We start from the raw sequence: 25052 nt of genomic DNA on the forward strand, positions 1-25052 counted from the left end.
CCTCACTGTGTTCGACGCAATACTTGCTAGGTCTGGTAAGGCTAACCTATCTTCCGAGTGACATCGCGACGGAGTCCACCCCGAGGAGGTTCGATGCCCGAACTCGCGACTACTGGCACGTTCCGTACCACCCAGCCGGCCTTCGGGCGAGCCTGTACCCGGCTGCGGGCCTTGCAGCCCGAGCATCCGCGAGTGTATGCCGTGGCCGCCATGGCCGACCAGGGCAAACGCCGTTGGTGGCGGTTGGCCGACGGACTGCGTGAAGGTCGGATCGAACTGATGTACCGGCGGCACGCGGCGGAGATGATCAGCGCCGATACCGCCGCCGAGGTCGTCGCCACCGCGCTCATCCACGCCGTGATCGGCCGCGTGGTCGCGCTGCTCGTCGCCGAGGGGCGTGCTTGGGATCCGGGTCTGGAGAACCTCTGGATCCACACCGACAACGATGGCGGCATCGACTGGGCGGGCCTGGTGGACACCACCATCCGCGCGATCGACGACGATATGGCCGTGGGGGAGCAGGGCGTGGTCGGGCTGCCGTGTGAGGAGGCGATGTTCGTCTGGCTGGCCCATCGCTGCGAGCCGTCGCTGACGTTGATCCAGGAGTGTCTGACCCGATGCGCGGGTCTGAGCGCACGTCGGTTCTGGAGCCTGGTCGGTGAATCCGTCTCGGGCGCCGCGACATACGTGCCCGATCTGGCCCGCACCGATGCGGCGGTCGGTATGCGCCGGGGTCAGGGCCTGCTCATGGCGTTGGAGGAGCGCGGTCTGCCGGTGCGCCGGGCCACGGGCGCCCTGGTGTGGTGAGTCCGCGCGATCCGGGGGACGGATCGCGCGGCGGTGGTGTTCGGCGTCGTCGTCGACGGCGCCGAACGGCTATCGGGCGGAGGGCGTTCGGTCGAGGGTCGCCGGGCCGACGGCGGCCTGCATGGCGACGCCGTCCACATAGGAATGTTTCTCCTTGACGGCGCCGTCCTCGACCAGCACGAAGTCCGCGAGGTCGACGGCTACCGGATTGCCGGTCGCGGATGTTCCCGTCAGATGCCACTGCACCACCCAGAAATCCTCGCCGACGCGCAACGAGACGAGTTGGAAGGTCAGGTCGGGTACCAGGGCGAACGTACCCGCCGCGGCCTGTCGGATGGCGGCCCGGCCCCGTGCCGGACCCTGTCCCGAATGTAGGTGGAATACCGAGTCCTCGGAGTGCAGCTCGACAATGCGGTCCGGGTCGTGGTCGGCCCAGCAGGCGTGATAGCGGTCGAACAATTCGCGGGTTGCTGTGCTCATGACTTCCGTCCTGGGATGTTGTGCCCGACCGGATCCCTATCGGGTCGGAACCGGCTGCCGGTCGCTGGAATTCGATACTGATCGCAGGCATTCAGTGTCTCTGCCACCTGGCCCTCGTGGCGACGGGCGCACGCCTGCGCTTCGGGCATTTCGCTGTGCGCCCGCACAACGGAAATTAAACTGACTCCGGTGACCTGGGACTCACCGTCCGCCGAATCCACCCCACTGCTGCGGGGACTGCGTGCGGACCTGGCCGAAATCTCCGAAAAGGTCACCGCCAGAATCAACTACGACGAGCAGGACTACAGCGCTGCCGCGTTGGATCACGACGAGCTGACAGCCGTCGTGACCGACAATCTCGCATCCATGCTCGACGCCATCGCGGGCGCACCGTATTCCCTCGAGCCCGCCCGCCGCACCGGACGTCTCAAAGCCGAGCGTGGGGTCTCGCTGGACAGCCTGCTGCACGCCTTCCGCCTGGCCGGATTGGCGTTCTGGGAAATCATCGTCGAACGTGCCGACCACGCCGATGGGCCCGCGCTGTCGCGACTGTCGACCGTGGTGTGGGCGACGGTGGACGAATATTCGGTCGCGGCAGCCGATTCCTACCGGCGCATCGTGGCCGCCGGTGACGAACGGCCCAAACCGCGGTTGTTGCGAGCGCTGCTCGATCCCGCCCTCCCTCCGGCGCATCGCGCGCGGGCGGGCGAACAGCTGGGTCTTCCGGTCGGTGGCGCATTCGTCATCCTGGTCGGCGATAGCTGCCTCGATGTTTCGGGCGTGACGACCATCCGCACCGTAGTCGCAGGCGATCAGGTGACCCTGGTCGCCGCGCGGTCCGCCCACGGCGTCGAGGAGGCTCTGCGCTGCGTGCGGTCTCGATCGGGTGCCAGCAAACCGTTCGAAGATCTCGCCAGCGCCCCCGCCGCGCTCGAGCAGGCCCGCCTGGCCTTTCGATGCTTGGGCCCCGGCGATGTCGACATCCACTGGTACGCGTCATCGCCCGCGCGCGCGTTGATCGCGGCCCACCCCGACCTCGCCACCGATGTGCTCGGCGAGACGATCGCCGCATTCGACGGCCTCCGCCCCGATGACGCCGACGATCTCGTCCGCACCGTGTCGGCCTGGTTCGAACTCGCGGGCTCGACCGCGGCCGTCGGGCAGCATCTGCACCTGCACCGCAATACGGTCCTGCACCGCCTCAAGCGGGTCGAACAGCTGACCGGAGTCGTGCTGGCGGTGCCAGCCGACGCCGCACGGCTGTACTTGGCCTTGCAGGCCCGATTGCTCCGGGCGCCCGGCGGTCGGGGAGCGTGACCGTCTTCGGGCAGGTCCGCGGCCGTGTCGAGGCTCGGTTGCGCAACGGGTTGCCTAGTTAGGTAAGCCTGACCTATACTCATGTCCGGCGTACGGATCGTGCGAGAGTCCCGAGGGCTGCGGTGACCCCCGATCCATTGCCGCGACGGGCTCCACTTCGGTGGGGCCCGTCGCTCTGTCTCGGGGTTCCGCCCGCGGGCGGCCCGGCACCGGTGGTGTAAAGGTGGATCCATGACGCAACAGCACACCGACGCGCCCACCTCGCTGGCCGACATCACCCCCGGACTGATGACCGAGTACAGCAAGGGCACCTTCACCGATCTGATCGGCCTGCGCTACACCGCCGTCGGCCCGGATCTGGTGCGCGGCGAATGGGAGGTGACCCCCCGGCTGCACCAACCGGCCGGTATTCAGAACGGTGGCGTGCTCTGCACCGTCATCGAATCGCTGGCCAGCGTCGGCGGCGGTGTCTGGTACGGCGAACAGGGCAATGTGGTCGGCGTGAACAACAGCACCGACTTCCTGCGCGCCGTTCGTGAGGGCACGCTGGTCGGTGAGGCCACCCCGCTGCATCAGGGCCGCCTCCAGCAACTGTGGCAGGTCGTGATCACGGACGAGACCGGTCGGCTGGTGGCACGCGGTCAGGTGCGGTTGCAGAACCTGCCCAAGCAGTCCTGATTCCGCGCTTTCCGCACGCCGGTGGCCGCGGTGGCGGTGCCGTAGCCCGGCGATCCCCGACCACGCTCGCTCGGTCGGCTAATCCGTAGCGACCGCGATCCCGTAGCGGCGAGCCGATGGAAACCCTTCTTGCTCAGCGGCTTTGCCGCGCGGGTTGTTACGATCGCGCGGGCGTCGGCCGCGACGCCCCGGTGGCCGACGTCACCCGAGTGCACGTGAGAAGGGTGGCGCCCCATCGTGGGCGCGGGAGTGAGGGATAAGGCTGTGTTGGGACTGACCAGGCGGCGCAGCCGACAGATTCTGGCCGTGTTCGCGGTGCTCGCCCTGGCCATGGGGATGTTGAGTTCGACCCTGTTCGACAAGGTACAGGGCGGCGGATACATCGCCCCCGACAGCGAATCCAGCCGGGCTACCGAAGCATTGGCCGATATCTTCGGACAGGCCCCGCCGAACCTGGTCCTGCTGGTCGAAGCGGACCGCTCGATCGAAGACGACGAGATCGCCACCGCCGCCACCGAACTGGTGCGCGATCTGAAGACCGAGGCCGATGTCACCGGCGTCGCCTCCTACTGGACCGACGAGATCCCGGCCCTGCGCAGCGCCGATGGGCGCAAGGGCCTGATCGTGGCCAGCATTCTCGGTGACGAGGCCGAGGTCGACCGCCGGGTCGGCGATATCGCCGAACGCTTCGAAGGCGGCCACGGCCCGGTCCAGGTGCGCATCGGCGGCTACGCCATGCTGCTGCGGGAAACCGTGCAGCAGAGCGAAAAGGACGTGGTCATGGGCGAATCCATTGCCTTCCCGATCACGCTGATCGCGCTGCTGTTCGTCTTCGGCGGCCTGGTCGCGGCCAGTCTGCCGCTGCTGGTCGCCGTGGTCACCGTGATGATCACCATGGGCACCCTGTGGTTGCTGGCCCTGGCCACCGACCTCGCCGCGACCGCGACCAATGTCGCCACCCTGCTCGGGCTCGGCCTCGCCATCGACTACAGCCTGCTGATGATCAACCGATTCCGCGACGAACTGGTCGCCGGTGTCGACCCGGGCCCTGCGGTCGCGGCCACCATGCGCTCGGCCGGGCGCACCGTGGCCTTCTCCGCCGCCACCGTCGCCGTGGCCCTGTCGGGGCTGCTGTTCTTCCCGCTGCTCGCGGTCCGCTCGATGGGCTATGCCGGGCTTGCCGTCGCGGTGATCGCGGCCACGGTCTCGCTGACCGTGCTGCCCGCGATCCTCTATCTGGTCGGCACCCGCATCGACAAGGGGCAACTCGGCTGGTTCTTCCGGGCGCCGCGGCCCGCGCCCGGCGAAGGTTTCTGGCATCGGCTGGCGACGGCCGTCATGCGGCGGCCGGTGCCGATCGGCCTCGCCGTGGCGGCGCTGCTACTGGTGCTGGGCGCGCCATTCCTCGGTATCAAGCTCGGCTTCCCCGACGAACGGTCACTACCGGAGTCGATGAACAACCGGCAGGTCACCGAGGCGATCCAACGAGATTTCACCGTCACCGAGCAGAGCGGTCTGTTCATCGTGCTGCCCGAGGACAAATCCGGTCTCGACAGTTACGCGCGCCGGATCTCCGATATCGACGACGTCCAGCGCGTCGACACCGCCACCGGTAGCTACGCCCACGGTGGCCTGCTCGCCCCGGCTGCCGACCGCCACGATCAGTTCGCCGCGGAATCGGCCGCCTATCTGTCGGTCGTGCCGGATACGACCGATCCGGCCGCGCTGGACCGGATCGTGCACGAGGTCCGGGCGGTCGAGGCGCCGTCGGCGGTGCTGGTCGGCGGGGTGGCCGCGGCCAATGCCGACGCCATCGACGAGGTGGTCTCGACGCTGCCGATCGCGCTCGGTTTCGTCATTCTGGTGATGCTGGTGGTGCTGTTCCTACTCACCGGAAGCGTGGTGCTGCCGCTGCTGGCGGTGGTGCTCAGCTTCCTCAGCCTCACCGCGACCTTCGGCGCGCTGGTCTGGATCTTCCAGGACGGGCATCTGTCCGGTCTGCTCGATTTCACGGTCACCGGCGATCTGCCCGCCACGGTGCCGGTCATGCTGTTCGGCGTCGCCTTCGGCCTCGCCATGGACTATCAGGTGTTCCTGCTGGCCCGGATCCGCGAGGAGTACGACCAGACCGGTAAGAACGACGTCGCCATCGCAGTGGGTCTCGAGCGCATCGGCCGTATCGTCACCGCCGCCGCGGTGCTGATCTCGCTGGTGTTCCTCGGGTTCCTCGCCTCCGACATCACCTTCATGAAGGCGTTCGGCATCGGCCTACCGCTGGCGGTGCTCGTGGACGCGACGCTGGTGCGCGGATTCCTGCTGCCCGCCGCGATGAAGGTGCTCGGCGACTGGAACTGGTGGGCGCCCGGCCCGCTGCGCCGCCTGCACGATCGGTACGGGCTGGAGGAGGGGCCGTCGCTGCCGCCGACCCGGATCGGCGAGGACGACTGGCGTCAGCCCGTCAAGGTCTGACCGCGACGGTGGTGTCCGCGCGGATGCGGACGCCACCGACCCGACCTACCGCTAGATTCCGCCGGTGGACAGCAGCCCGCCGTCGACCCGCACGGTCTCGCCGGTGATCCAGCCGGATTCCGCCGAGACGAGGAAGGCGATCAGCCGCGCGACATCCTCGGGCACGCCGAGCCGCTTCAGCGGATACACCCGCGCCGCGGCCTCCTCATCGGCCGAGTACAGGGCGTCGGCGAACGATGTCTTCACCACACCGGGCGCCACGGCGTTCACCCGGATCTTCGGACCGAGCTGCCAGGCCAATTCCTCGGTGAGCCGGATCAGCGCGGCCTTGGAGGCGCCATAGGCGGCGATCACACCGGTGGACCGGATACCCGCCACACTGGCCACATTGACCACGGCGCCGCCGTGCTCGCCCATCCACGCCCGATGGGCCTGCTGGATGTAGCCGAGCGCGGCGACCACATTCACATCGAAGATCTTGCGCACGGCATCGAGGTCGGCCTCCATGAGCGAGCCGTACACGGGGTTGATGCCGGTGTTGTTGATCAGGATGTCGAGCGATCCGAATTCGGTCACCGCGCGGTCCACCGCGGCCGCGCGGGCCTCGGCGTCACCGGAGTTGCCCGCCAGCGCCACCACCTCGCCCTGATGGCCGAGTTCGCGCAGCTGCGCGGCCGCCTGCTCCAGCGGCTCCGCCTTGCGTGCGGTGATCAGCACATTCGCGCCGCGGCGCAGCAGTTCGGCGGCCACCGCGTGACCGATTCCGCGGCTGGCCCCGGTCACCAGCGCGCTTTTGCCCAACAGATCCGTAGTCATGTGAGGTCACGTTACTTCAGTCCTGCGCTGATGGGGCCGTGCCGGGGATCGGCCAGGTGCCGGGCAGCCTCAACGGCGGACCGACGAGGTACCGGCCGGTGCGTCCGGCGGAGCGTGCGATAGCCGACCCGCATGGCAGGGTGGCGGCGAGGGTAATGCCTCTCACGTCCGCCGGATGTCCGGACGGAGGCGTACGGCAGGTAAAATCGGTGGTTCTTGTGCGCATCGCATCGCACAATCGAGCAGCAACCCCAACCACGCGCCGAGGAGACATCTGTGATCACCGCGACCGACCTGGAAGTCCGGGCCGGAGTCCGCACACTGCTGTCGGCCCCGGGGCCGGCCCTACGAGTGCAGGCGGGTGACCGGATCGGACTGGTCGGGCGCAACGGTGCGGGCAAGACCACCACCCTGCGCATCCTGGCCGGTGAGGGTGAACCCTACGCGGGCAAGATCCTGCGCTCGAGCGATATCGGCTATCTGCCGCAGGACCCCCGCGAGGGCAACCTCGACGTGCTGGCCCGCGACCGGGTGCTGTCGGCGCGCGGCCTCGACACCCTGATCCGGGATATGGAGAAGCAGCAGGCGCTGATGGCCGAGGTGGCCGACGAGACCGAACGCGATCGCGCGGTCCGCAAGTACGGTCGGCTCGAGGAGCGGTTCTCCGCGCTGGGCGGCTACGTCGCCGAGAGCGAGGCGGCCCGGATCTGCAACAGCCTCGGTCTGCCCGACCGGGTGCTCGGTCAGGCCCTGCGCACCCTGTCCGGTGGTCAGCGTCGCCGCATCGAGTTGGCGCGGATCCTGTTCGCCGCCTCCGACGGCAGCGGCGGCCGCTCCGACACCATCCTGTTGCTCGATGAGCCGACCAACCACCTCGACGCCGATTCCATCACCTGGCTGCGCGGATTCCTCCAGAGCCACGAAGGCGGGCTGATCGTGATCAGCCACGATGTCGAACTGCTTGCCGACGTGGTGAACAAGGTGTGGTTCCTGGACGCGGTACGCGGTGAAGCCGACGTCTACAACATGGGCTGGCACAAATACCTCGACGCCCGCGCCACCGACGAACAGCGCCGCCGCCGGGAACGCGCCAACGCCGAGAAGAAGGCCTCGGCGCTGCGTGCCCAGGCCGCCAAACTCGGCGCCAAGGCCACCAAAGCCGTTGCCGCACAGAACATGGTCAAGCGCGCCGAGCGGCTCATGTCCGAACTCGACGATGTGCGCGTGGCCGACAAGGTGGCGCGGATCAAGTTCCCCGAGCCCGCGGCCTGCGGTAAGACACCGCTGATGGCGGAGAACCTGACCAAGGTCTACGGCTCATTGGAGATCTTCACCGGCGTCGATCTGGCCATCGACCGGGGCAGCCGGGTCGTGGTGCTCGGCCTCAACGGTGCGGGTAAGACCACGCTGCTACGCCTGCTCGGTGGGGTGGAGAAGCCGACCGCGGGCGGTCTGGTCGCCGGGCACGGGCTGAAGGTGGGCTACTTCGCCCAGGAACACGACACCCTCGACGACAACGCCACGGTCTGGGAGAACATCCGCCACGCCGCCCCGGACGCGGGTGAGCAGGATCTGCGCGGTCTGCTCGGCGCCTTCATGTTCACCGGCCCGCAGCTGGATCAGCCCGCGGGCACCCTGTCCGGTGGTGAGAAGACGCGGTTGGCGCTGGCCGGTCTGGTGTCCTCGGCGGCGAATGTGCTGCTGCTGGACGAGCCGACGAACAACCTCGACCCGGTCTCGCGTGAACAGGTGCTCGACGCGTTGCGCACCTACGCGGGCGCGGTCGTGCTCGTCACCCACGACCCGGGTGCGGCCGAAGCGCTCTCACCCGAGCGGGTGATCCTGCTGCCCGATGGCACCGAGGACCACTGGTCGGCCGAGTACCTGGAACTGATTCAGCTCGCGTGATTTTCATCACCGGAATCCGTTGATCACGGCCCGCGGAGTGCTTAGCCTGGAATGACGCTGCTCGGCGACTCGGAGGAAGCCATGAGCGACAGGCCGGCACATAGAGCCACATCGGGAAAGACCACCCTTGGTAAGGGCACACGCGTCACGGGAAAGTCGCGCGACCGCCTGCAATCGCAGTTGAAGAAGCAATACGAGGCGGGCGCGAGCATTCGTTCGCTGGCGCGTTCGACCGGACGTTCCTACGGCTTCATCCACAATGTGTTGGTGGAGTCGCATGTGCAGCTTCGCAGCCGCGGTGGGGCGAATCGGCGCAAAGCCCAGTAGCGCTGCCCCCGATACCGGTACCGGCGTCGATTCGGTACCGCGACGATGCCGTGCGCTCGAAGGTCGCGCGACGTTCAGCCGTTCGCGACCGATCCGTCACCGTGTACGAGCAGATTGGCGAGGCTGGTGAAGATCGGCAGTCCGGTCTTGATCTCCAGATACGCGAACTGCCCCTGCGGGTTGACTTCGAGGAAGTAGTACTCGCCGTCGGCCCCCAAGCGCAGGTCGAGCACGCCGAAGCTCAGGCCGAGCGCGCCCATGAGCACCGCAAGGGATTTGCTGACCGAGGCGGGTAGCTGATGGGGCGCGAACTCGACCGAGGTGTCCAGCCGCGAATCGACCCGCCCGGCCCCCGCCTGGGAATCGATGCGGACCGTCCAGGCCACACCGTCGACCCACACCACCCGCAGATCGCACTGCGCGACGATGTAATCCTGGAAGGTGGTCGGCGCCGACCGGATGCCCGCGAGCCTGGCGAGGTCGGCTTCGCCGACGATCCTGGTTTCGGCGAATTCGGCGCGGCTGGTTCCGGTTCGCTTGTAAACGACTGCGCCGGAACGTGATTCGATGAATCCGCGAGCCTCCTCCGGATCATTGGTGATCAGCGTCTCCGGTACCGCGAACCCGGCCCGGTGGGCGGTTTCGAGTTGCACGATCTTGCGGTTGGCGGTGCGGTCGTTGCCCGGGTCGTTGACCCACTGCGCGGGAATCGACCACAGCAGGCCCTGGATGAATCCATCGCATTCGGCTTGGCGGAAGGCGTCGTCGGTGGCGCGCACACCGGCGGGTACCTGGCTCGGATGCGGGCGCCGCCACCACACCGAGCGCACCTCGTCGAGGCCGATGAGATGTGACATCGACCGCGTGGTGCCGAGCCGGTCGAGCCGGAAACTACCGGATTCGCGCGGAAAGTCGCGCAGATCCAGCTGAATCGGGTTGACGCCGTGCTGTTCTCGCAGCGTCACCGCCATGGCGGTCGCGTGCAGATCGTCGGACTCGGACACGATCAGCACCGAGCCCGTCCGGGGTGCGGCCACCTGCCCGCCGCTCAGTCGAGGCTGTCGCAGTTGATGCCGTCGTCGCTGCCCGCATGCGATTTCGTCTGGCAATAGGTGAAAGTGGCGCCGGTGCCGGGTGCGTCGAGCAGCTGGAGTTCATCGGCCCAGGACGCGGTGAGCTCGCGTAGTAGATCGTCGCCGAGCGCCGGTGAGGGTGGCGCGGCCAGCGTCATGGGGCGGTCGACCACGTCGATGCGCAGCCGGCGGGTGAAGTCGGCGGTGGCGCCGGGGCGGATGTCGACGAGTACCGGACGCCCTGGTGCGGCGGCCGAGGCATCGGATTCGAGTACACGCAGCACATCGGCGCGCCGGAAGGTCCACGTTCCCTCGGCGACCCGGACGGTGATATCGCGTTCCGACTGGGCGACGAGCATGCCCTGCAATGCGGGAACCCGATCACCGGTCGCCGCGGCGCCGGGGAAGTGGATGGCATCGGTCATGGTGGAACTCCGATCTGCTCACGTCTGCTCACGATTTGCCAGGACCCCCGAGCGTGCTCTGGATCATATCGCGTGCGGGGTTGCGCACGGCCCGGATCGGGAGATTTACCGCGGCTGCGGCACATCGGAATTGCGCATGGGAACCGCTAGCGCCGAAAGATTTTCGGTGTGGAGACGTGGGAGGGCGTGCAATCACACGGCTACCGCGTGGCATCGGTGGCCGCCGATAGGCATTGCCCGAGGTTGGCGTGCGACCGATGTGTGCCCGCGAAGCGAGCCGCGAGAGTTTCACAAACAGTGGGCAATCCGTGATCGACGCCCGCCCGGTGCGCAGCGTCGCTGGGGCTCAGAGCCCGAGCAGATCGGCGCGGTCGGTGAGCGCGCGGAAGCGTTCGCGTGGATCGGTGACGAGTTTGCGCGCGGTGAGATCGAGCAGCCCGCCGGTGACCCGGAACTCGGCCGAGACGGTGCCGTCGAGCCTGCGGATCTGCTGGCGCATGGTGAAGATCTTGCCCTCCTGCCATTCGAACTCGCAGGTGACCTCCACTTCGTCACCGCCGCGCAGTTCGCGCAGATATTTGATGCTCTGTTCGAGCACCACCGGACCGACGCCACTGGCGATCAGCTTGTCCTGGCCGATCCCGGCCGCGCGCAGCAGCTCCCACCGCGCATGTTCGGCGTACTGCAAGTACACGGCCTGATTCAGGTGGCCCTGGACGTCGAGCTCGTAACCGCGAACGATGACGGGGACGGAGAAGGTCATGCCTAGCCGAACTCGCGGGCGCCGGGAATTGTTCCCTCCGTCGAAAGTGGTGCTATCGGTCGCGACCGGCGCTGCGTTCGCGCCACCAGTGCGGTGCGTCGACGAAGTGGTTGTCGAACTCGTCCTGGGCGGCGCCGAGATCGGCGAGGGAGGCCTCGCTGTTGGCGATCCGATCCAGCAGCCGGAAATATTCGAAGCGTTGTACACCGGGCATGAGCGCGATCAGGATGCGCGCGTCGCTGTCGGGTGTCGCGCCGAAGGCGTGCGGCATGAGTCGGGGGACCAGGATCGATCCGCCCTCGGCGACGGTCACGATCTCATCGCCCGCCAGCAGTTGCAGCTCACCCGCGGCGATATAGAACAGCTCGTCGGACCGGGTGTGATAGTGCGGTGCCGCACCGTCTGCGCCGCGGGCCATGGTGACCTCGAGGGTGCTGACCGATCCGCCCGCATCATCGGAGTCGATGAGCAGCCGCATCTGCGTGGCGCCGGTGCCGAGTCGCTCGGCGTCCTGTGGCTGACGGATGACGGCACTGCGGTCGGTGGTCGACATGTCGGCTCCAGTCGTTCGTCAATTTATAATTCGCTACCGAACTATATCGCAGCGAATAGAATGCGTCCATGACCGATTCGACAACCGACGCCGTGGACGCGATCGTCGCCCAATGGCGCCGGGAACGCCCGGACCTCGAGCTGGAGGCGATGGCGGTACTCGGACGCCTGGCGAGGCTCGAGTCCGTGGCCCGGCGCGAGGTCGAAGCCGTGTTCCTCGCACACGGACTGCACCGCGGCGAATTCGATGTGCTGGCGGCACTGCGGCGGGCCGGGGAACCGTTCGAACTGAATCCCTCGGTCCTCGCCGACACGCTCATGTTGTCGCGGGCGGGTATGACCGGACGGCTGGACCGGTTGGAATCGGCGGGTCTGGTGCGCCGCATCGCCGATGCCGCCGATCGGCGCGCGATCCGGGTAGCGCTCACCGACGAGGGGCGCGCCCTGGTCGACACGGTTGTCACGGCGCATACCGAGAACGAAACCCGGTTGCTGTCAGTGCTTTCCGCCGCCGATCGCAGGGAGCTGGACCGCATCGTGCGCGCGCTGCTCACCGGGCTGGAAGCCGAAACTCCCTGAGCCGGGGTTCGGGGTGGGCGCTACTGGGGCGGAACAGGCGGCGGGGCACAGGGGGGCTTCGCCGGTGTTGCGGCACCTCGACGACTGCCGAATATCTCTGGGCTGCCGAGCTGTTCGGAGAGTCGGCTCGCGATCACTCTCTGCGGCGCACCGAGGCCTCGACGAGGTCCAGCACGGCTGAAAGGTTTTCGTTCGTATGGCCGGAGGCGATGCGGGCGATGAGGCCATCCAGCACGAGGTCGAGGTAGCCGAGCAGGACATCGGTCGGCACATCGTCGCGTAGTGCGCCCGCGGCCTTGCGCCGCTCCAGTCGGGCCAGCGTGGCGGCGGTGAGTTCGGCCGAACGCTGGGTCCATCCGGCCCGGAATTCGGGATCGGTGCGCAGCCTGCGGGCGATCTCGAGCCGGGTGCCGAGCCAGTTGAACTGCTCGGGGTTGGCCAGCATATCCCGCATGACCTGCACGAGGCCCTGGTTGGCCGCGACATCGGCCATCCGCTCGGCATCCTCTTGAGCGAGGGCCAGGAACAGGGCGTCCTTATCGCGGAAATGATGGAAGATCGCCCCGCGCGATAGGCCGATGGCCTCCTCCAGTCGGCGCACGGTGGCGCCGTCGTAACCGAACTCGGCGAAACAGCGCCGAGCACCATCGAGTATCTGGCTGCGCCGGGCAGCGAGGTGATCGTCACTGACCTTCGGCATGGGCGAACTCCCTCGGAGTCTTGGTGCGAACGAGAAATATCGAGTCGGAGGAATGCGCGAAGGTCCGCGCACCGCGGGTGCGGTGCGCGGACCTCACTGTGCGCATCGCGGCGATTGTGTCAGCCGCTGGTCGGATCCTTTCCCGCTGCGGGGAAGCGGCGTTGTCAGCCACGGATCAGATCGGGATCACCCCCGCGTATGCAGGGAGGCGACCTCAGCCACGGATCATGTTGCGCAGCACGTACTGGAGGATACCGCCGTTGCGGTAGTAGTCCGCCTCACCGGGGGTGTCGATGCGGACCACCGCGTCGAAGACGATCTTCTCGCCGTCTTCCTTGGTGGCGGTGACCTTCAGCGTCTGCGGGGTCACACCCTCGTTGAGCTGGGTGATGCCCTCGATATCGAAGGTCTCCGTGCCGGTCAGGCCCAGCGTCACGGCGGACTCGCCCGCCGGGAACTGGAGCGGGATGACACCCATACCGATCAGGTTCGAGCGGTGGATGCGCTCGAAGGACTCGGTGATGACGGCCTTGACGCCGAGCAGGCGGGTGCCCTTGGCGGCCCAGTCACGCGAGGAGCCCGAACCGTATTCCTTACCGCCGAGCACGACCAGCGGGATACCGGCCTTCTGGTAGTTCTGCGAGGCGTCGTAGATGAACGCCTGCGGGCCGCCCTCCTGGGTGAAGTCGCGGGTGTAACCACCCGAGACGTCGTCGAGCAGCTGGTTACGCAGCCGGATGTTGGCGAAGGTGCCGCGGATCATCACCTCGTGGTTACCACGACGCGAGCCCAGCGAGTTGTAGTCCTTGCGCTCCACACCGTGCGCGTCCAGGTACTGCGCGGCCGGGGTGCCCGGCTTGATCGGACCGGCGGGGGAGATGTGGTCGGTGGTGACCGAATCGCCGAGCAGCGCGAGCACGCGCGCGCCCTTGATGTCCTCGACCGGCGAGGGCTCCATCTGCATACCGTCGAAGTACGGCGCCTTGCGGACGTAGGTCGAGTTCTCGTCCCACGCGAAGGTGTCGCCCTCGGGGGTGTTCAGGTTCTGCCAGCGCTCGTCACCCTCGAACACGGTGGCGTAGGACTTGGTGAACATGTCCCGGCTGATCGCCGACTTGATGGTGTCGTCGATCTCCTGCGGAGACGGCCAGATGTCCTTCAGGAACACATCGTTGCCGTCGGTGTCCTGGCCGAGGGCGTCGGTCTCGAAGTCGAAGTCCATGGTGCCCGCGAGCGCGTAGGCGATGACCAGCGGCGGGGAGGCCAGGTAGTTCATCTTCACATCGGGGGAGATGCGGCCCTCGAAGTTGCGGTTACCCGACAGCACCGCGGTGACCGACAGGTCGTTGTCGTTGACCGCCTTGGAGATCTCCTCCGGCAGCGGACCGGTGTTGCCGATGCAGGTGGTGCAGCCGAAACCGCCCAGGTAGAAGCCCAGCTTCTCCAGGTACGGCCACAGACCGGCCTTCTCGTAGTAGTCGGAGACGACCTGCGAGCCGGGCGCCATGTTGGTCTTGACCCACGGCTTGGACGACAGGCCCTTCTCGACCGCGTTGCGGGCCAGCAGCGCCGCGCCGATCATGACCGACGGGTTCGAGGTGTTGGTGCAGGAGGTGATACCCGCGACCACGACGGCGCCGTGGTCGAGCACGAACTCACCGCGCTCCTCGGACTTGACCCGCACCGGCTTGGACGGGCGACCCTCCGAACCGTTGGCGGCGGAGGTCACGTCGACCGCGCCGTCGTCGGCGAAGGACAGCTCGGCCGGATCCGAGGCCGGGAAGGACTCCTCGATCGCCTCGTCCAGCTGGGTGTGCGGGGTGGCGACGGCGTCGTCGGTGTAGTTGTAGATGTCCTTGCGGAAGGCGATCTTCGACTCGCTGAGCAGGATGCGGTCCTGCGGGCGCTTCGGACCGGCGATCGAGGGGACGACGGTGTTCAGATCGAGTTCGAGGTACTCGGAGTACTCGGGCTCACGATCGGCGTCGTGCCACATACCCTGTTCCTTGGCGTAGGCCTCCACGAGCGCGAGCTGCTCGTCGGTGCGGCCGGTCAGGCGCAGGTAGTTGATGGTCTCGGCGTCGATCGGGAAAATCGCCGCGGTGGAACCGAATTCGGGGCTCATATTGCCGAGGGTGGCGCGGTTGGCCAGCGGCACCTCGGCCACACCGGCGCCGTAGAACTCGACGAACTTGCCGACCACACCGTGCTTGCGCAGCATATCGGTGACGGTGAGCACGACGTCGGTGGCGGTGACGCCCGGCTGGATCTCACCGGTCAGCTTGAAGCCGACGACGCGCGGGATCAGCATGGAGACCGGCTGGCCGAGCATGGCGGCCTCGGCCTCGATACCGCCGACGCCCCAGCCCAGCACGCCGAGGCCGTTGACCATCGTGGTGTGCGAGTCGGTGCCGACGCAGGTGTCCGGGTAGGCCTGGCCGTTGCGGACCATGACGGTGGGCGCCAGGTACTCGATGTTGACCTGGTGCACGATGCCCATACCGGGCGGGACGACCTTGAAGTCGTCGAAGGCGCCCTGGCCCCAGCGCAGGAACTGGTAGCGCTCACCGTTGCGCTCGTACTCGAGATCGACATTGCGCTCGAGGGCATCGGCGCGGCCGAAGACGTCGAGGATCACCGAGTGGTCGATGACCATATCGGCGGGCGAGAGCGGGTTGACCTTGTTCGGGTCGCCGCCGAGGGTGGTGACGGCCTCACGCATGGTGGCGAGGTCGACCACACAGGGCACACCGGTGAAATCCTGCATGATCACCCGGGCGGGGGTGAACTGGATCTCGACGTTCGGCTGGGCCGACGGATCCCAGTTCGCGATCGCGCGGATGTGATCGGCGGTGATGTTGGCGCCGTCCTCGGTGCGCAGCAGGTTCTCGGCGAGGACTTTCAGTGCGTAGGGGAGTTTTTCGGTACCTGGCACGGCCGAGAGCCGGAAGATCTCGTAGGAGTTGCTTCCGACCTCGAGGGTGCCCTTGGCGCCGAAAGTATCGATACTTGTCGTCACGTCAGCTCCACTCGTCTGTGAGGGTTGCCGCCAGGCGGGGCTGTGCCGGGCGGTCTACGTCTTCGGAGGGGTGCCGGTCCCGCGTGGTTCCGGCTTCCTCGCAGCTTCGACTCTAACAGTACGCTTGTCCTATGAACGCGCCGGGGCGTAGTCCGGCGCCGGTCGGCGTGGCGAGTGGCGCCGATGCGACACTGCGTCGCGTACTGTGCCTCGTGAGCTGTCGGGGCGGCCGGTCCGGACGGACGGCCCTTCGGCGTGCTCATCCGCAGTGTAGGAGACCCCGTCGCCTCGCGTGCCGATGCGGCTCGACAAGACCGGATGGAAGATGACCGTCTCGCACACCTGGGCTTTTTCGCTCGTCGCCACGGAGCTACCGGACAACACCGACCTCGGTGATATCCGGGCCGATCTGGCCGGTGACGGTGTAGCCGCGCCCGAGGGCAAGGATCAGTCCGAACTGGCCGCCATCGTGGCTCAGGCGCGCGCCGACGGCATCCCGCTCAGTGTGGTCGTCGTACAGGGCAATCCGTGGCACGATTCCAGCTTGCGCGATCTGGCGACCGAGGTCGGCAAGTTTCAGCACGGCACCGTCGCCGTTTTCAGCGACGACTGGATGGGCACCTACAGCGATTCGATCAGCAGGGTGCACCTGGAATGGGCCGAGGACGCCGCGAAATGGAAGGGCGGCAAGTCCGAGGAGGCGGTGCAGATCTTCACCGATCGGCTGCACCAGGAGGAATCGGTGCCGTGGACCGGGTTCACCAGTGTGCTGCTCGCGGGCACCGTTCTGGCCGTCGGCGGTCTGTACTGGGTGAAGCGTCGACGGGCCGCCGCCGAATCGTCTCCGGCGGACCCCGCGGATGATTCGGCATCTGCCGCAGTCTGAGCCTCTTCGTTGAATGCGTCTCGATCCGAGACGCATTTCCTGACGGTCGGTTTGTTTTCCAGGGGTGAACCCTGTGCCATATCCGGCTAATTTCGAGCAAAGCGCAAATTACGCGTCTGTGATTCCGTTGCTGTAGTTCCGACGGTGACGGAAGTGTCGTACGGTTCGAGTGATCGCTGTTGGGGAAAGAGTGTTAACAGGGCAATTTGCCGACCACAGTGCTGCGTGGGTCGGCTGGTGCTCGTGATGCCACACCGCAGTCGGGTCGCCTGGAGGTGCGATGCGCAACACGCGAGGGGTCCGTCATCGTCGTCCCGTGTCGATCGCTCTCGGTTTGCTGATATCGGCGGCGATCGTCATCACCGGCGCGCCGTCGACAGCGGTTCCGCCGCCTCCGCCCAATCCGAGCGACGGTGAACTGGCCGACGCCGGAGCGCGGGTCGACGCCGGTATCGGCCAGGTGGGTGTGCTGATCAATCAGGTGGCCGTCGTCGACCAGCAGGTGCGTCAACTCGATGACGCGGTGGCGCAGCGACGCGAGCAGGTCAACAAGGCGTTGGTCGACCTACAGAACGCGCGCGATGCCGCCGACGCGGCCGCCGACCTGGTCGCGACCACGCAGCGCGATCTCACCGACGCGGGCGCGCGAGTCGACCGGGCGCGCACCGATTTCGACGAATTCGCCACCCAGGCCTACACCCGCCCCGGCACCGGCACGATGATGACCTACCTCTCGGCCGCCGATCCCGACGCCGCCCTCGACCGCGCCCAGATCATCGGCCTGGTCACCAAGAATCAGCAGCAGGTGATGGACGGCCTGCGGCGCGCCCAGATCGACCAGGGCAACAAGAACGCGGGTGCGCGCCAGGCCAAGACCGCCGCCGACGCCGCGGCCGCCGACGCCGAGCAGAAGAAGGTCGCCGCCGAGGACGCGGTGAGCACGGCGACGGCGGAACTGAACCAGCAGACGAGCGTCCGAGACGATCTGCTGCGCCAGCGCGCCGATGCCCAGGCCCGCTTGGACGCGGCGCGGATGAACGTCACCGGATTGCAGGGCCAGCGCGATGCCTACCAGGCCTGGGATCAGCAGCGCCGGGCCGAAGAAGCGGCGGTGCTGGCGGCGGCCGCGGCCGCGGCGGCGCGCGCTGCGGCCGACCAGGCGGCCAAGGATCGCGCGGCCCAACTCGGCGCGGGTAAACGTCCACACACCCAGCTCGAGGACACACCGCGCACGACCAAACCCACACCGAAGCCCGGTGGTGACGAGGACGAATCCGGCAGCGATGAGTCCGGGAGCGAGGACGAGGACAGCGACGTCCCCTCCGTCACCGGCAGCGAGGCGATCGAGATCGTCGTCGATCGGGCCATGTCCCAGCTCGGCGTCACCTACGCCTGGGGCGGCGGTGACGAGGACGGCCCGACCCTCGGCATCCGTGATGGCGGCGTGGCCGACAGCCACGGCGATTACAACAAGGTCGGTTTCGACTGTTCCGGGTTGATGCTCTACGCCTTCGCCGGTATCGGTGTCTCGTTGCCGCACTACAGCGGCTATCAGTACAACGCGGGCACCCGGGTGCCGGTCGACGAGCGAGAACGCGGCGACATGCTCTTCTGGGGCCCGAACGGCAGTCAGCACGTCGCGTTGTATCTGGGCGACGGAAAAATGGTGGAGGCGCCGCAGTCCGGCGACGTGGTGAAGGTTTCCCCCGTGCGGGAATCGGGCATCATGCCCTATGCGGTACGCATCGTCAGCTAACGGGGTGATCCGCCCTGCCGGAGCGAACCCTGTCTGCTCGCAGCGAATGCGGACCCGCCGCCTGCACGTACGGTGGACCACAGATCGCTGCGGGCGCTCGAATTCCGGCGCCGAATTCCGGCATATCGGGTCCGGTTGCGGCGAATGCGGTCATTACCTGGAATAGTTGTGGCAACACGCACAAGACCAAGGCGAAAGCGGGGATGTTGGTGACTTCGACGGACGGTGTCAGCGGGGCAAGTTTGGCGAAAAAGGCGCCTGCACCCGGGTCGAGCACCCTCGAGCGTGACGTCCAGACCCTCGAGAAGGCGATCTACGAGGTCAAGCGGGTCATCGTCGGACAGGACCGGCTCGTCGAGCGGCTGCTGGTCGGTGTGCTCGCCCGCGGCCACGTACTGCTCGAGGGTGTACCGGGTATCGCGAAGACCCTGGCGGTGGAGACCTTCGCCAAGGTCGTGGGTGGCTCCTTCTCCCGCGTCCAGTTCACGCCCGACCTGGTGCCCACCGACCTCATCGGTACCCGCATCTACCGGCAGGGCCGCGAGGAGTTCGACACCGAACTCGGCCCCGTGGTGGCGAACTTCGTGCTCGCCGACGAGATCAACCGCGCACCCGCGAAGGTGCAGTCGGCGCTGCTCGAGGTGATGGCCGAACGGCACGTCTCCATCGGTGGCAAGACCTACCCGATGCCGGATCCGTTCCTGGTCATGGCAACCCAGAACCCGATCGAGAGCGAAGGCGTGTACCCGCTGCCCGAGGCGCAGCGTGACCGCTTCCTGTTCAAGGTCGTCGTGGACTACCCCTCGGTGGAGGAAGAGCGCGAGATCATCTACCGGATGGGTGTGAGCGCGCCGGAAGCCAAGCAGATCCTGGAACCGGCCGAACTCATCCGGTTGCAGCAGCTGGCCGCCAACACCTTCGTGCACCACGCACTGGTCGACTACGTCGTCCGGGTGATCGCCGCGACCCGCACACCCGCCGAATTCGGCATGAACGATGTGGCCAACTGGATCTCCTACGGCGCCTCCCCGCGCGCGAGCCTCGGCATCATCGCCGCGGCGCGTGCGGTCGCGCTGATCCGCGGCCGCGATTACGTGGTGCCGCAGGATGTGGTCGAGGTGATCCCGGATGTGCTGCGGCACCGGCTGGTGCTGTCCTACGACGCCCTCGCCGACGAGATCAGCCCCGAAGACGTCATCAAGCGCGTTTTGCAGACCGTCGGTCTGCCGCAGGTCGCGCCGCAGGCGGTCGGCCAGGGCGCGCCCACCGCGCCCGCTCCGGCCAACGGCACCCAGGCCAACGGCCCCGCGCCGCAGCAGCAGTCGGCGCCGCCGCAGCAGCCGGTGCCCCCGCAGCCGCAGTCGAACCAGGTGCCGCAGGCCGCCGTCAACAGCCAGTCGAAGTGACGGCGACGCCGGAGCCGGTCGACCGAGTACCGATGTCATCGCACGCACCACCCTCGTTCCGAGCCGGCGAGCTGACCGACCCGAAGCTGTCGGCGGCGCTGAAGACCCTGGAGCTCACCGTGCGCCGACGCCTCGACGGCGTACTGCACGGTGATCACCTCGGCCTGATCCCCGGTCCCGGTTCCGAACCGGGGGAGGCCCGCGCCTACCAGCCCGGTGACGATGTGCGCCAGATGGATTGGTCGGTCACCGCGCGCACCACACATCCGCACGTGCGGCAGATGATCGCCGACCGCGAACTGGAGACCTGGATGGTGGTCGACCTGTCGGCCAGCCTGGACTTCGGTACCGCGGCCTGTCAGAAGCGCGATCTCGCCATTGCCGCCGCCGCGGCCATCACGCATCTGACCAGCGGCGGCGGTAACCGCATCGGCGCCGTCGTGGCGACGGGTGAACATCTCACCCGGATTCCGGCGCGTAGCGGCCGGGTGCACGCGCAGTCGCTGCTGCGCGGTATCGCGACCACCCCGCACGCCCGCGACGGTGTGCGCGGTGATCTGCGCACCGCGATCGAATCGCTGCGCCGTCCGCAGCGCAAACGCGGGCTGGCCGTGATCATCAGCGATTTCCTCGGTGACATCGACTGGCAGCGTTCGCTGCGCGCCATCTCCGCGCGCCACGATCTGCTGGCGGTGCAGGTATTGGATCCGCGCGATATCTCGCTGCCCGATATGGGCGATGTGGTGCTGCACGATCCGGAGACCGGCCGCACCCGCGAGTTCAGCGTCACCCCGGCGCTGCGGGCCGATTACGCGGCGGCCGCGCGGCGCCATCGTGACCAGGTGGAGCAGGCGCTGCGCAGCTGCGGCGCGCCGGTGCTCACCTTGCAGACCGATCGGGACTGGATCGCCGACGTGGTCCGGTTCGTGTCCACCCGGCGCCACAGCCTCGGCGCCCCGACCGGGCGGGTGCCACGTCAGTGAGTATTTCGCATTTCACCGCGCAGATCTGGCTCGGTTTCCTTGCCGTGGTCGCGCTCATCGCGCTCGGCTATGTGCTGGTGCAGCGCCGCAGGCACCGGCATATGCTGCGGTTCAGCAATATGGAGCAGCTGGAGAAGGTCGCCCCCTCGCGCCCGAGTCCGCTGCGCCATGTCCCGGTGGCGTTGATCCTGATCGGCCTGGTCTTCCTCACGATCGCCGCGGCGGGCCCGACGACGGCGCAGAAGGAGCCGCGCAACCGGGCGACGGTCGTGCTGGTGATGGACGTCTCGCTGTCGATGGAAGCCACCGACGTGGAACCGAACCGGCTGGAAGTCGCGCAGAAGGCGGCCAAGAATTTCGCCGAGGGCCTCACTCCCGGCATCAACCTCGGTCTGGTGGTGTATTCGGGTACCGCCTCGGTGCTGGTGTCACCGACCACCAACCGTGAGGCCGTCAAGGCCGCCATCGACAACATCAAGCTCAGCGAGCGCACCGCCACCGGTGAGGGCATCTTCGCCGCGTTGCAGTCGATCGAAACGCTGGCCTCGGTGCTCGGTGGTGCCGAGACGCCGCCACCGGCGCGGGTGGTGCTGATGTCGGACGGTAAGCAGACCGTGCCCGACGATCAGGACGTCGACGATCCGCGGCACGCGTTCACCGCCGCCAGGCTCGCCAAAACCAGGAACATCCCGGTCTCGACCATTTCCTTCGGTACCGAGTGGGGCGTCGTCGAGATTCCGGACGAGGACGGTGGCAGCCCGCAGCGGGTCCCGGTTCCGGTGGACGACGATTCTCTGCGGGAGATCGCCAAATTGTCCGGCGGGGATTTCTATACCGCGTCGAGTCTGGCCGAACTCACCGCCGTATACGACACCCTCGAACAGCAGATCGGTTATGAGATGACCATGGGTGACGCCAGCCGCCCCTGGTTGTTGTTCGGCCTGGTGTTCATTTCCGCCGGTGTCGTCACCGGGCTGGTGTATCGGCAGCGTTTGCCGTAGTCGTGGCGTGTTCCGGGGGTCGAGCGGTCCCCGGAACAGCCATGTTCGGGTGCCGCCGATAATCGCGCGACGCACGCGATGTCAGGCAAATGCGCCTATTCGCGCCACACCGCGGACGCCGTCGCCTATTGCATTCCCCTGCTTTCCGTCGGGCATTCTGTGATCGACGACAGCGGAATCCGCACCGTGCGAGTTCGCACACAGGTGAGGGCGTTCGCGCGCCCAATTGTCCTCGACTCTGCCGACCCGGCCGTGTTTTTCGCCCACCGGAACCATCGGCTAGATTGTCCGCATGTCGAACTCTGTCGAGGACAGTCGTAAGTCGGAATCGCAGAACGCGGAGCGGGCGTCCCGGTCGGTGCTGGTGACCGGTGGTAACCGCGGCATCGGTCTCGCGGTCGCGCAGCGCCTCCTCGCCGATGGACACAAGGTGGCCGTCACCCATCGCGGTTCGGGCGCGCCGGACGGGCTGTTCGGTGTGAAATGCGATGTCACCGACAGCGAATCGGTGGACCGGGCGTTCGCCGAGGTCGAGGCGCATCAGGGTCCGGTCGAGGTGCTGGTGGCCAATGCCGGTATCACCGACGACACTTTGCTGATGCGGATGACCGAGGAGCAGTTCGAGAAGGTCATCGACGCCAACCTCACCGGTGCCTTCCGGTGCGCGAAGCGGGCCAACCGTGCCATGCTGCGCGCCCGGTGGGGCCGGATGATCTTCCTCGGTTCGGTGGTCGGTATGGCCGGTCAGGCCGGTCAGATCAACTATGCGTCTTCGAAGGCCGGTGTCATCGGGCTGGCGCGTTCGGTCACCCGTGAACTGGGCTCCCGCTCGATCACCGCCAACGTGGTCGCACCGGGTTTCATCGAGACCGATATGACCAAGGATCTTCCCGAGGACCTGCGGGATATGGCCAAGAAGTTCATACCGTTGCAGCGCCTCGGCAAGGCCGAGGATGTCGCCGCGGTGGTCAGCTTCCTCGCCTCCGAGGACTCGGCCTACGTCTCCGGCGCCGTCATCCCGGTCGACGGCGGCATGGGCATGGGCCACTGACGGCCATCACCTATCGAAAAAGCCGCGCTGACCGAATCGGGCGCGCAGCCGAGGGTCCTTCCGGACCGCGGCACACATCCACACTCCAGGGAGAACCGAGAACTCATGGGCGGACTGCTCGACGGTAAGACCATCCTGGTCACCGGCATCATCACCGACGCGTCGATCGCGTTCCACGCGGCGGCGATCGCACAGGAACAGGGTGCGAAGGTGATCATCACCGGTATCCCGGAGCGCCTGCGCCTGATCGACCGGATCGCCAAGCGGCTGCCGAAGGAGGTGCCACCGGCGATCGGCCTCGACGTCACCAACGAGGAGAACCTCGCCGAGCTGGCGGGCAAGATCGGTGAACTTGCCCCCGAGGGCCTCGACGGCGTGCTGCATTCCATCGCGTTCGCGCCGCGCACCCTGATGGGCCCGGAGGCCAAGCCGTTCCTCGAGGGCCCCGGCCCGGATGCGGCCAAGGCGTTCGAGATCTCCGCCTGGAGCTACGCCTCGCTCGCGCGGGCCGTGCTCCCGGTGATGAACGAGGGCGGCTCGATCGTCGGTATGGACTTCGATCCGCGCACCGCGATGCCGTACTACAACTGGATGGGCGTGGCGAAGGCGGCGCTGGAGTCGGTGAACCGCTATGTGGCGCGCGAGGTCGGCGCGGCCAAGAAGATCCGATCGAACCTGATCGCCGCCGGTCCGATCAAGACCCTCGCGGCCAAGGCCATCGCGGGCACCGCCACCGACGACGCCGCCAAGCTGAACCAGCTCAACACCTACTGGGACGGCGCCTCGCCGATCGGCTGGGATGTCGACGACCCGACCGTGGTCGGCAAATCCGTGGTGGCGCTGCTCTCGGATTGGCTGCCCGGCACCACCGGCTCGATCATCTACGTCGACGGCGGCGCCAGCCACAACACCTGGTTCCCGGAGAACATGCCGGTCGACTGACCGTTCACGCACGACAGAGGAGTCACAGTGGGCCGCACGGCCGATGCGTTGCTACTGCTGTCGTTCGGTGGCCCCGAACGCCCCGAGGACGTGATGCCGTTCCTGGAGAACGTCACTCGGGGCAGGGGGGTGCCGCGCGAACGCCTCGCCGAGGTCGCCGAACACTATCTGCACTTCGACGGGGTGTCGCCGATCAATGAACTCAACCGGCACATCATCACCGCGGTGGAGGCCGAATTGGCCACTGCCGGAATAGATCTTCCGGTCTATTTCGGCAACCGCAACTGGCATCCCATGGTCGAGGACACCCTCGCCCGGATGAGCGCCGACGGTGTGCGTTCGGCGCTGGTGTTCCCCACCTCGGCCTGGGGCGGCTATTCGGGCTGTCGGCAATACCAGGAGGACATCGCGCGGGCGCGCGGCGCCGTCGGTGCGGGCGCACCCGATATGACCAAGCTGCGCCAGTACTTCGATCATCCGCTGCTCATCGAATCGTTCGCCGAGGCGATTCGCACTGCGGTACAACAGATCCCGGCCGAGCGACGCGACCGGGCCCGGCTGGTGTTCACCGCCCATTCGATCCCGGTCTCGGCCGATCTGAGCGCGGGCCCGCCCGCCGACGGCGGCAGGCTCTACAGTCGCCAGGTCGCCGATGCGGCCCGATTGTGTGCGGCGGCCACCGGATTCGCCGAGTACGACCTGGTCTGGCAGTCACGGTCCGGTCCGCCGCAGGTGCCGTGGCTCGATCCCGATATCGTCGACCATCTGGAGAACCTGTCCGGCAAGGGCGTCGACGCGGTCGTGGTGTGCCCGGTCGGATTCGTCTCCGATCATCTCGAAGTGATCTGGGACCTGGACAACGAGGCCGCCGAGAAGGCCGCCGAACTGGGTATGGCGTTCGCTCGCGCGGGCACACCGGGCACCGACCCGCGCTTCGCTCGGCTGGTGGTGGAATTGATCGCCGAACAGCTCGAGGATCGGCCGCCGCGTCGGTTGGGCGCCGTGCCCGGATACGGGTGCACCATCAATGGTGAACCCTGCGCGGTGGGATGCTGCGCGCCTGCTGCCCGGCCCGGACGCTGAGCGAGTGGTTTCAGTCCCGGTCGGGGCCGAA

Annotated in this window: 23 protein-coding genes; 15 read left to right on the plus strand and 8 right to left on the minus strand. The window is 67.5% G+C overall.

All coding sequences use genetic code 11. From position 1 onward, the window contains the following. Window positions 1-93 precede the first annotated feature (93 nt). A complete protein-coding gene (locus QH168_RS02795; RefSeq protein ID WP_280232787.1) occupies window positions 94-807 on the plus strand; it encodes a hypothetical protein in 714 nt (237 codons plus the stop codon). Between the two features lie 69 nt (window positions 808-876). Here the strand turns inward: QH168_RS02795 and QH168_RS02800 are convergent, their stop codons facing one another. Further along, window positions 877-1287 carry a nuclear transport factor 2 family protein gene (locus QH168_RS02800; protein WP_280232788.1) on the minus strand — a complete coding sequence of 137 codons (411 nt, stop codon included), beginning with the start codon at window positions 1285-1287 and terminating at the stop codon, window positions 877-879. A 189-nt stretch (window positions 1288-1476) separates the two neighbouring features. On the opposite strand from QH168_RS02800, the gene QH168_RS02805 reads away from it, so the two are divergent. From QH168_RS02805 to QH168_RS02815, 3 genes are all read left to right on the plus strand, one after another. After that, window positions 1477-2604: a PucR family transcriptional regulator gene (locus QH168_RS02805; RefSeq protein WP_280232789.1), complete on the plus strand. Its 1128-nt coding sequence runs from the start codon at window positions 1477-1479 to the stop codon at window positions 2602-2604. A 288-nt stretch (window positions 2605-2892) separates the two neighbouring features. Further along, complete coding sequence (locus QH168_RS02810) at window positions 2893-3282, plus strand: PaaI family thioesterase (RefSeq protein WP_280232870.1); 390 nt, start codon at window positions 2893-2895, stop codon at window positions 3280-3282. A gap of 264 nt (window positions 3283-3546) precedes the next feature. Further along, the gene (locus QH168_RS02815; protein ID WP_280232790.1) at window positions 3547-5751 is read left to right on the plus strand and encodes an MMPL family transporter; all 2205 of its coding nucleotides are present in this window, start codon (window positions 3547-3549) and stop codon (window positions 5749-5751) included. A gap of 51 nt (window positions 5752-5802) precedes the next feature. Here the strand turns inward: QH168_RS02815 and QH168_RS02820 are convergent, their stop codons facing one another. Continuing rightward, window positions 5803-6567, minus strand: coding sequence for an SDR family oxidoreductase (locus QH168_RS02820; RefSeq protein WP_280232791.1), 765 nt, complete (start codon window positions 6565-6567; stop codon window positions 5803-5805). A 276-nt stretch (window positions 6568-6843) separates the two neighbouring features. On the opposite strand from QH168_RS02820, the gene QH168_RS02825 reads away from it, so the two are divergent. Then, complete coding sequence (locus QH168_RS02825) at window positions 6844-8475, plus strand: ABC-F family ATP-binding cassette domain-containing protein (protein WP_280232792.1); 1632 nt, start codon at window positions 6844-6846, stop codon at window positions 8473-8475. Window positions 8476-8556: 81 nt separating this feature from the next. Then, the gene (locus QH168_RS02830; protein ID WP_280232793.1) at window positions 8557-8802 is read left to right on the plus strand and encodes a helix-turn-helix domain-containing protein; all 246 of its coding nucleotides are present in this window, start codon (window positions 8557-8559) and stop codon (window positions 8800-8802) included. 74 nt (window positions 8803-8876) lie between these two features. On the opposite strand, the gene QH168_RS02835 is transcribed toward QH168_RS02830, so the two are convergent. The 4 genes from QH168_RS02835 to QH168_RS02850 form a co-directional block, all read right to left on the minus strand. After that, window positions 8877-9806: a hypothetical protein gene (locus QH168_RS02835; RefSeq protein ID WP_280232794.1), complete on the minus strand. Its 930-nt coding sequence runs from the start codon at window positions 9804-9806 to the stop codon at window positions 8877-8879. Window positions 9807-9850: 44 nt separating this feature from the next. Further along, window positions 9851-10300 carry a hypothetical protein gene (locus QH168_RS02840; RefSeq protein ID WP_280232795.1) on the minus strand — a complete coding sequence of 150 codons (450 nt, stop codon included), beginning with the start codon at window positions 10298-10300 and terminating at the stop codon, window positions 9851-9853. A 346-nt stretch (window positions 10301-10646) separates the two neighbouring features. Continuing rightward, window positions 10647-11063: an acyl-CoA thioesterase gene (locus QH168_RS02845; RefSeq protein WP_280232796.1), complete on the minus strand. Its 417-nt coding sequence runs from the start codon at window positions 11061-11063 to the stop codon at window positions 10647-10649. A gap of 52 nt (window positions 11064-11115) precedes the next feature. Next, window positions 11116-11541, minus strand: coding sequence for a cupin domain-containing protein (locus tag QH168_RS02850; RefSeq protein ID WP_280232871.1), 426 nt, complete (start codon window positions 11539-11541; stop codon window positions 11116-11118). Window positions 11542-11684: 143 nt separating this feature from the next. On the opposite strand from QH168_RS02850, the gene QH168_RS02855 reads away from it, so the two are divergent. Beyond that, window positions 11685-12194, plus strand: coding sequence for a MarR family winged helix-turn-helix transcriptional regulator (locus tag QH168_RS02855; RefSeq protein WP_280232797.1), 510 nt, complete (start codon window positions 11685-11687; stop codon window positions 12192-12194). 133 nt (window positions 12195-12327) lie between these two features. Here QH168_RS02855 and QH168_RS02860 read toward each other — a convergent pair whose 3' ends face one another. Then, complete coding sequence (locus tag QH168_RS02860) at window positions 12328-12894, minus strand: TetR/AcrR family transcriptional regulator (protein WP_280232798.1); 567 nt, start codon at window positions 12892-12894, stop codon at window positions 12328-12330. A gap of 214 nt (window positions 12895-13108) precedes the next feature. After that, complete coding sequence (locus QH168_RS02865; protein WP_280232799.1) at window positions 13109-15913, minus strand: aconitate hydratase; 2805 nt, start codon at window positions 15911-15913, stop codon at window positions 13109-13111. A gap of 298 nt (window positions 15914-16211) precedes the next feature. On the opposite strand from QH168_RS02865, the gene QH168_RS02870 reads away from it, so the two are divergent. From QH168_RS02870 to QH168_RS02905, 8 genes are all read left to right on the plus strand, one after another. Then, window positions 16212-16799, plus strand: coding sequence for a DUF6676 family protein (locus tag QH168_RS02870; protein WP_280232800.1), 588 nt, complete (start codon window positions 16212-16214; stop codon window positions 16797-16799). A gap of 280 nt (window positions 16800-17079) precedes the next feature. Continuing rightward, window positions 17080-18555 (plus strand): NlpC/P60 family protein, encoded by a 1476-nt coding sequence (locus tag QH168_RS02875; RefSeq protein ID WP_432421022.1) that lies wholly within the window; start codon window positions 17080-17082, stop codon window positions 18553-18555. Between the two features lie 203 nt (window positions 18556-18758). Next, on the plus strand, window positions 18759-19961 hold the full coding sequence (locus QH168_RS02880) for an AAA family ATPase (RefSeq protein WP_280232802.1): 1203 nt from the start codon (window positions 18759-18761) through the stop codon (window positions 19959-19961). Window positions 19962-19993: 32 nt separating this feature from the next. Then, a complete protein-coding gene (locus QH168_RS02885) occupies window positions 19994-20944 on the plus strand; it encodes a DUF58 domain-containing protein (protein WP_280232803.1) in 951 nt (316 codons plus the stop codon). Beyond that, entirely contained in the window at window positions 20941-21945 is a 1005-nt protein-coding gene (locus QH168_RS02890; protein WP_280232804.1) for a VWA domain-containing protein, read from the plus strand. Before QH168_RS02885 ends, QH168_RS02890 begins: the two co-directional genes overlap by 4 nt. A gap of 292 nt (window positions 21946-22237) precedes the next feature. Beyond that, entirely contained in the window at window positions 22238-22996 is a 759-nt protein-coding gene (fabG1, locus tag QH168_RS02895) for a 3-oxoacyl-ACP reductase FabG1 (RefSeq protein ID WP_280232805.1), read from the plus strand. Between the two features lie 105 nt (window positions 22997-23101). After that, window positions 23102-23938 carry an NADH-dependent enoyl-ACP reductase InhA gene (gene inhA / locus QH168_RS02900; RefSeq protein ID WP_280232806.1) on the plus strand — a complete coding sequence of 279 codons (837 nt, stop codon included), beginning with the start codon at window positions 23102-23104 and terminating at the stop codon, window positions 23936-23938. A gap of 27 nt (window positions 23939-23965) precedes the next feature. Then, complete coding sequence (locus QH168_RS02905; RefSeq protein WP_280232807.1) at window positions 23966-25021, plus strand: ferrochelatase; 1056 nt, start codon at window positions 23966-23968, stop codon at window positions 25019-25021. Window positions 25022-25052: the final 31 nt, after the last annotated feature.

It is taken from the genome of Nocardia cyriacigeorgica, from assembly GCF_029868385.1.
GTDB classification, from domain to species: domain Bacteria; phylum Actinomycetota; class Actinomycetes; order Mycobacteriales; family Mycobacteriaceae; genus Nocardia; species Nocardia cyriacigeorgica_F.

Bases quoted from the DNA above. Each gene is read 5' to 3' on its own strand.
- QH168_RS02795 (WP_280232787.1), top strand. From the start codon at position 94: ATGCCCGAACTCGCGACTACTGGCACGTTCCGTACCACCCAGCCGGCC.
- QH168_RS02800 (WP_280232788.1), bottom strand. From the start codon at position 1,287: ATGAGCACAGCAACCCGCGAATTGTTCGACCGCTATCACGCCTGCTGG.
- QH168_RS02810 (WP_280232870.1), top strand. From the start codon at position 2,893: ATGACCGAGTACAGCAAGGGCACCTTCACCGATCTGATCGGCCTGCGC.
- QH168_RS02820 (WP_280232791.1), bottom strand. From the start codon at position 6,567: ATGACTACGGATCTGTTGGGCAAAAGCGCGCTGGTGACCGGGGCCAGC.
- QH168_RS02830 (WP_280232793.1), top strand. From the start codon at position 8,557: ATGAGCGACAGGCCGGCACATAGAGCCACATCGGGAAAGACCACCCTT.
- QH168_RS02840 (WP_280232795.1), bottom strand. From the start codon at position 10,300: ATGACCGATGCCATCCACTTCCCCGGCGCCGCGGCGACCGGTGATCGG.
- QH168_RS02845 (WP_280232796.1), bottom strand. From the start codon at position 11,063: ATGACCTTCTCCGTCCCCGTCATCGTTCGCGGTTACGAGCTCGACGTC.
- QH168_RS02850 (WP_280232871.1), bottom strand. From the start codon at position 11,541: ATGCGGCTGCTCATCGACTCCGATGATGCGGGCGGATCGGTCAGCACC.
- QH168_RS02855 (WP_280232797.1), top strand. From the start codon at position 11,685: ATGACCGATTCGACAACCGACGCCGTGGACGCGATCGTCGCCCAATGG.
- QH168_RS02860 (WP_280232798.1), bottom strand. From the start codon at position 12,894: ATGCCGAAGGTCAGTGACGATCACCTCGCTGCCCGGCGCAGCCAGATA.
- QH168_RS02870 (WP_280232800.1), top strand. From the start codon at position 16,212: ATGCGGCTCGACAAGACCGGATGGAAGATGACCGTCTCGCACACCTGG.
- QH168_RS02875 (WP_432421022.1), top strand. From the start codon at position 17,080: ATGCGCAACACGCGAGGGGTCCGTCATCGTCGTCCCGTGTCGATCGCT.
- QH168_RS02880 (WP_280232802.1), top strand. From the start codon at position 18,759: ATGTTGGTGACTTCGACGGACGGTGTCAGCGGGGCAAGTTTGGCGAAA.
- QH168_RS02885 (WP_280232803.1), top strand. From the start codon at position 19,994: ATGTCATCGCACGCACCACCCTCGTTCCGAGCCGGCGAGCTGACCGAC.
- fabG1 (WP_280232805.1), top strand. From the start codon at position 22,238: ATGTCGAACTCTGTCGAGGACAGTCGTAAGTCGGAATCGCAGAACGCG.
- inhA (WP_280232806.1), top strand. From the start codon at position 23,102: ATGGGCGGACTGCTCGACGGTAAGACCATCCTGGTCACCGGCATCATC.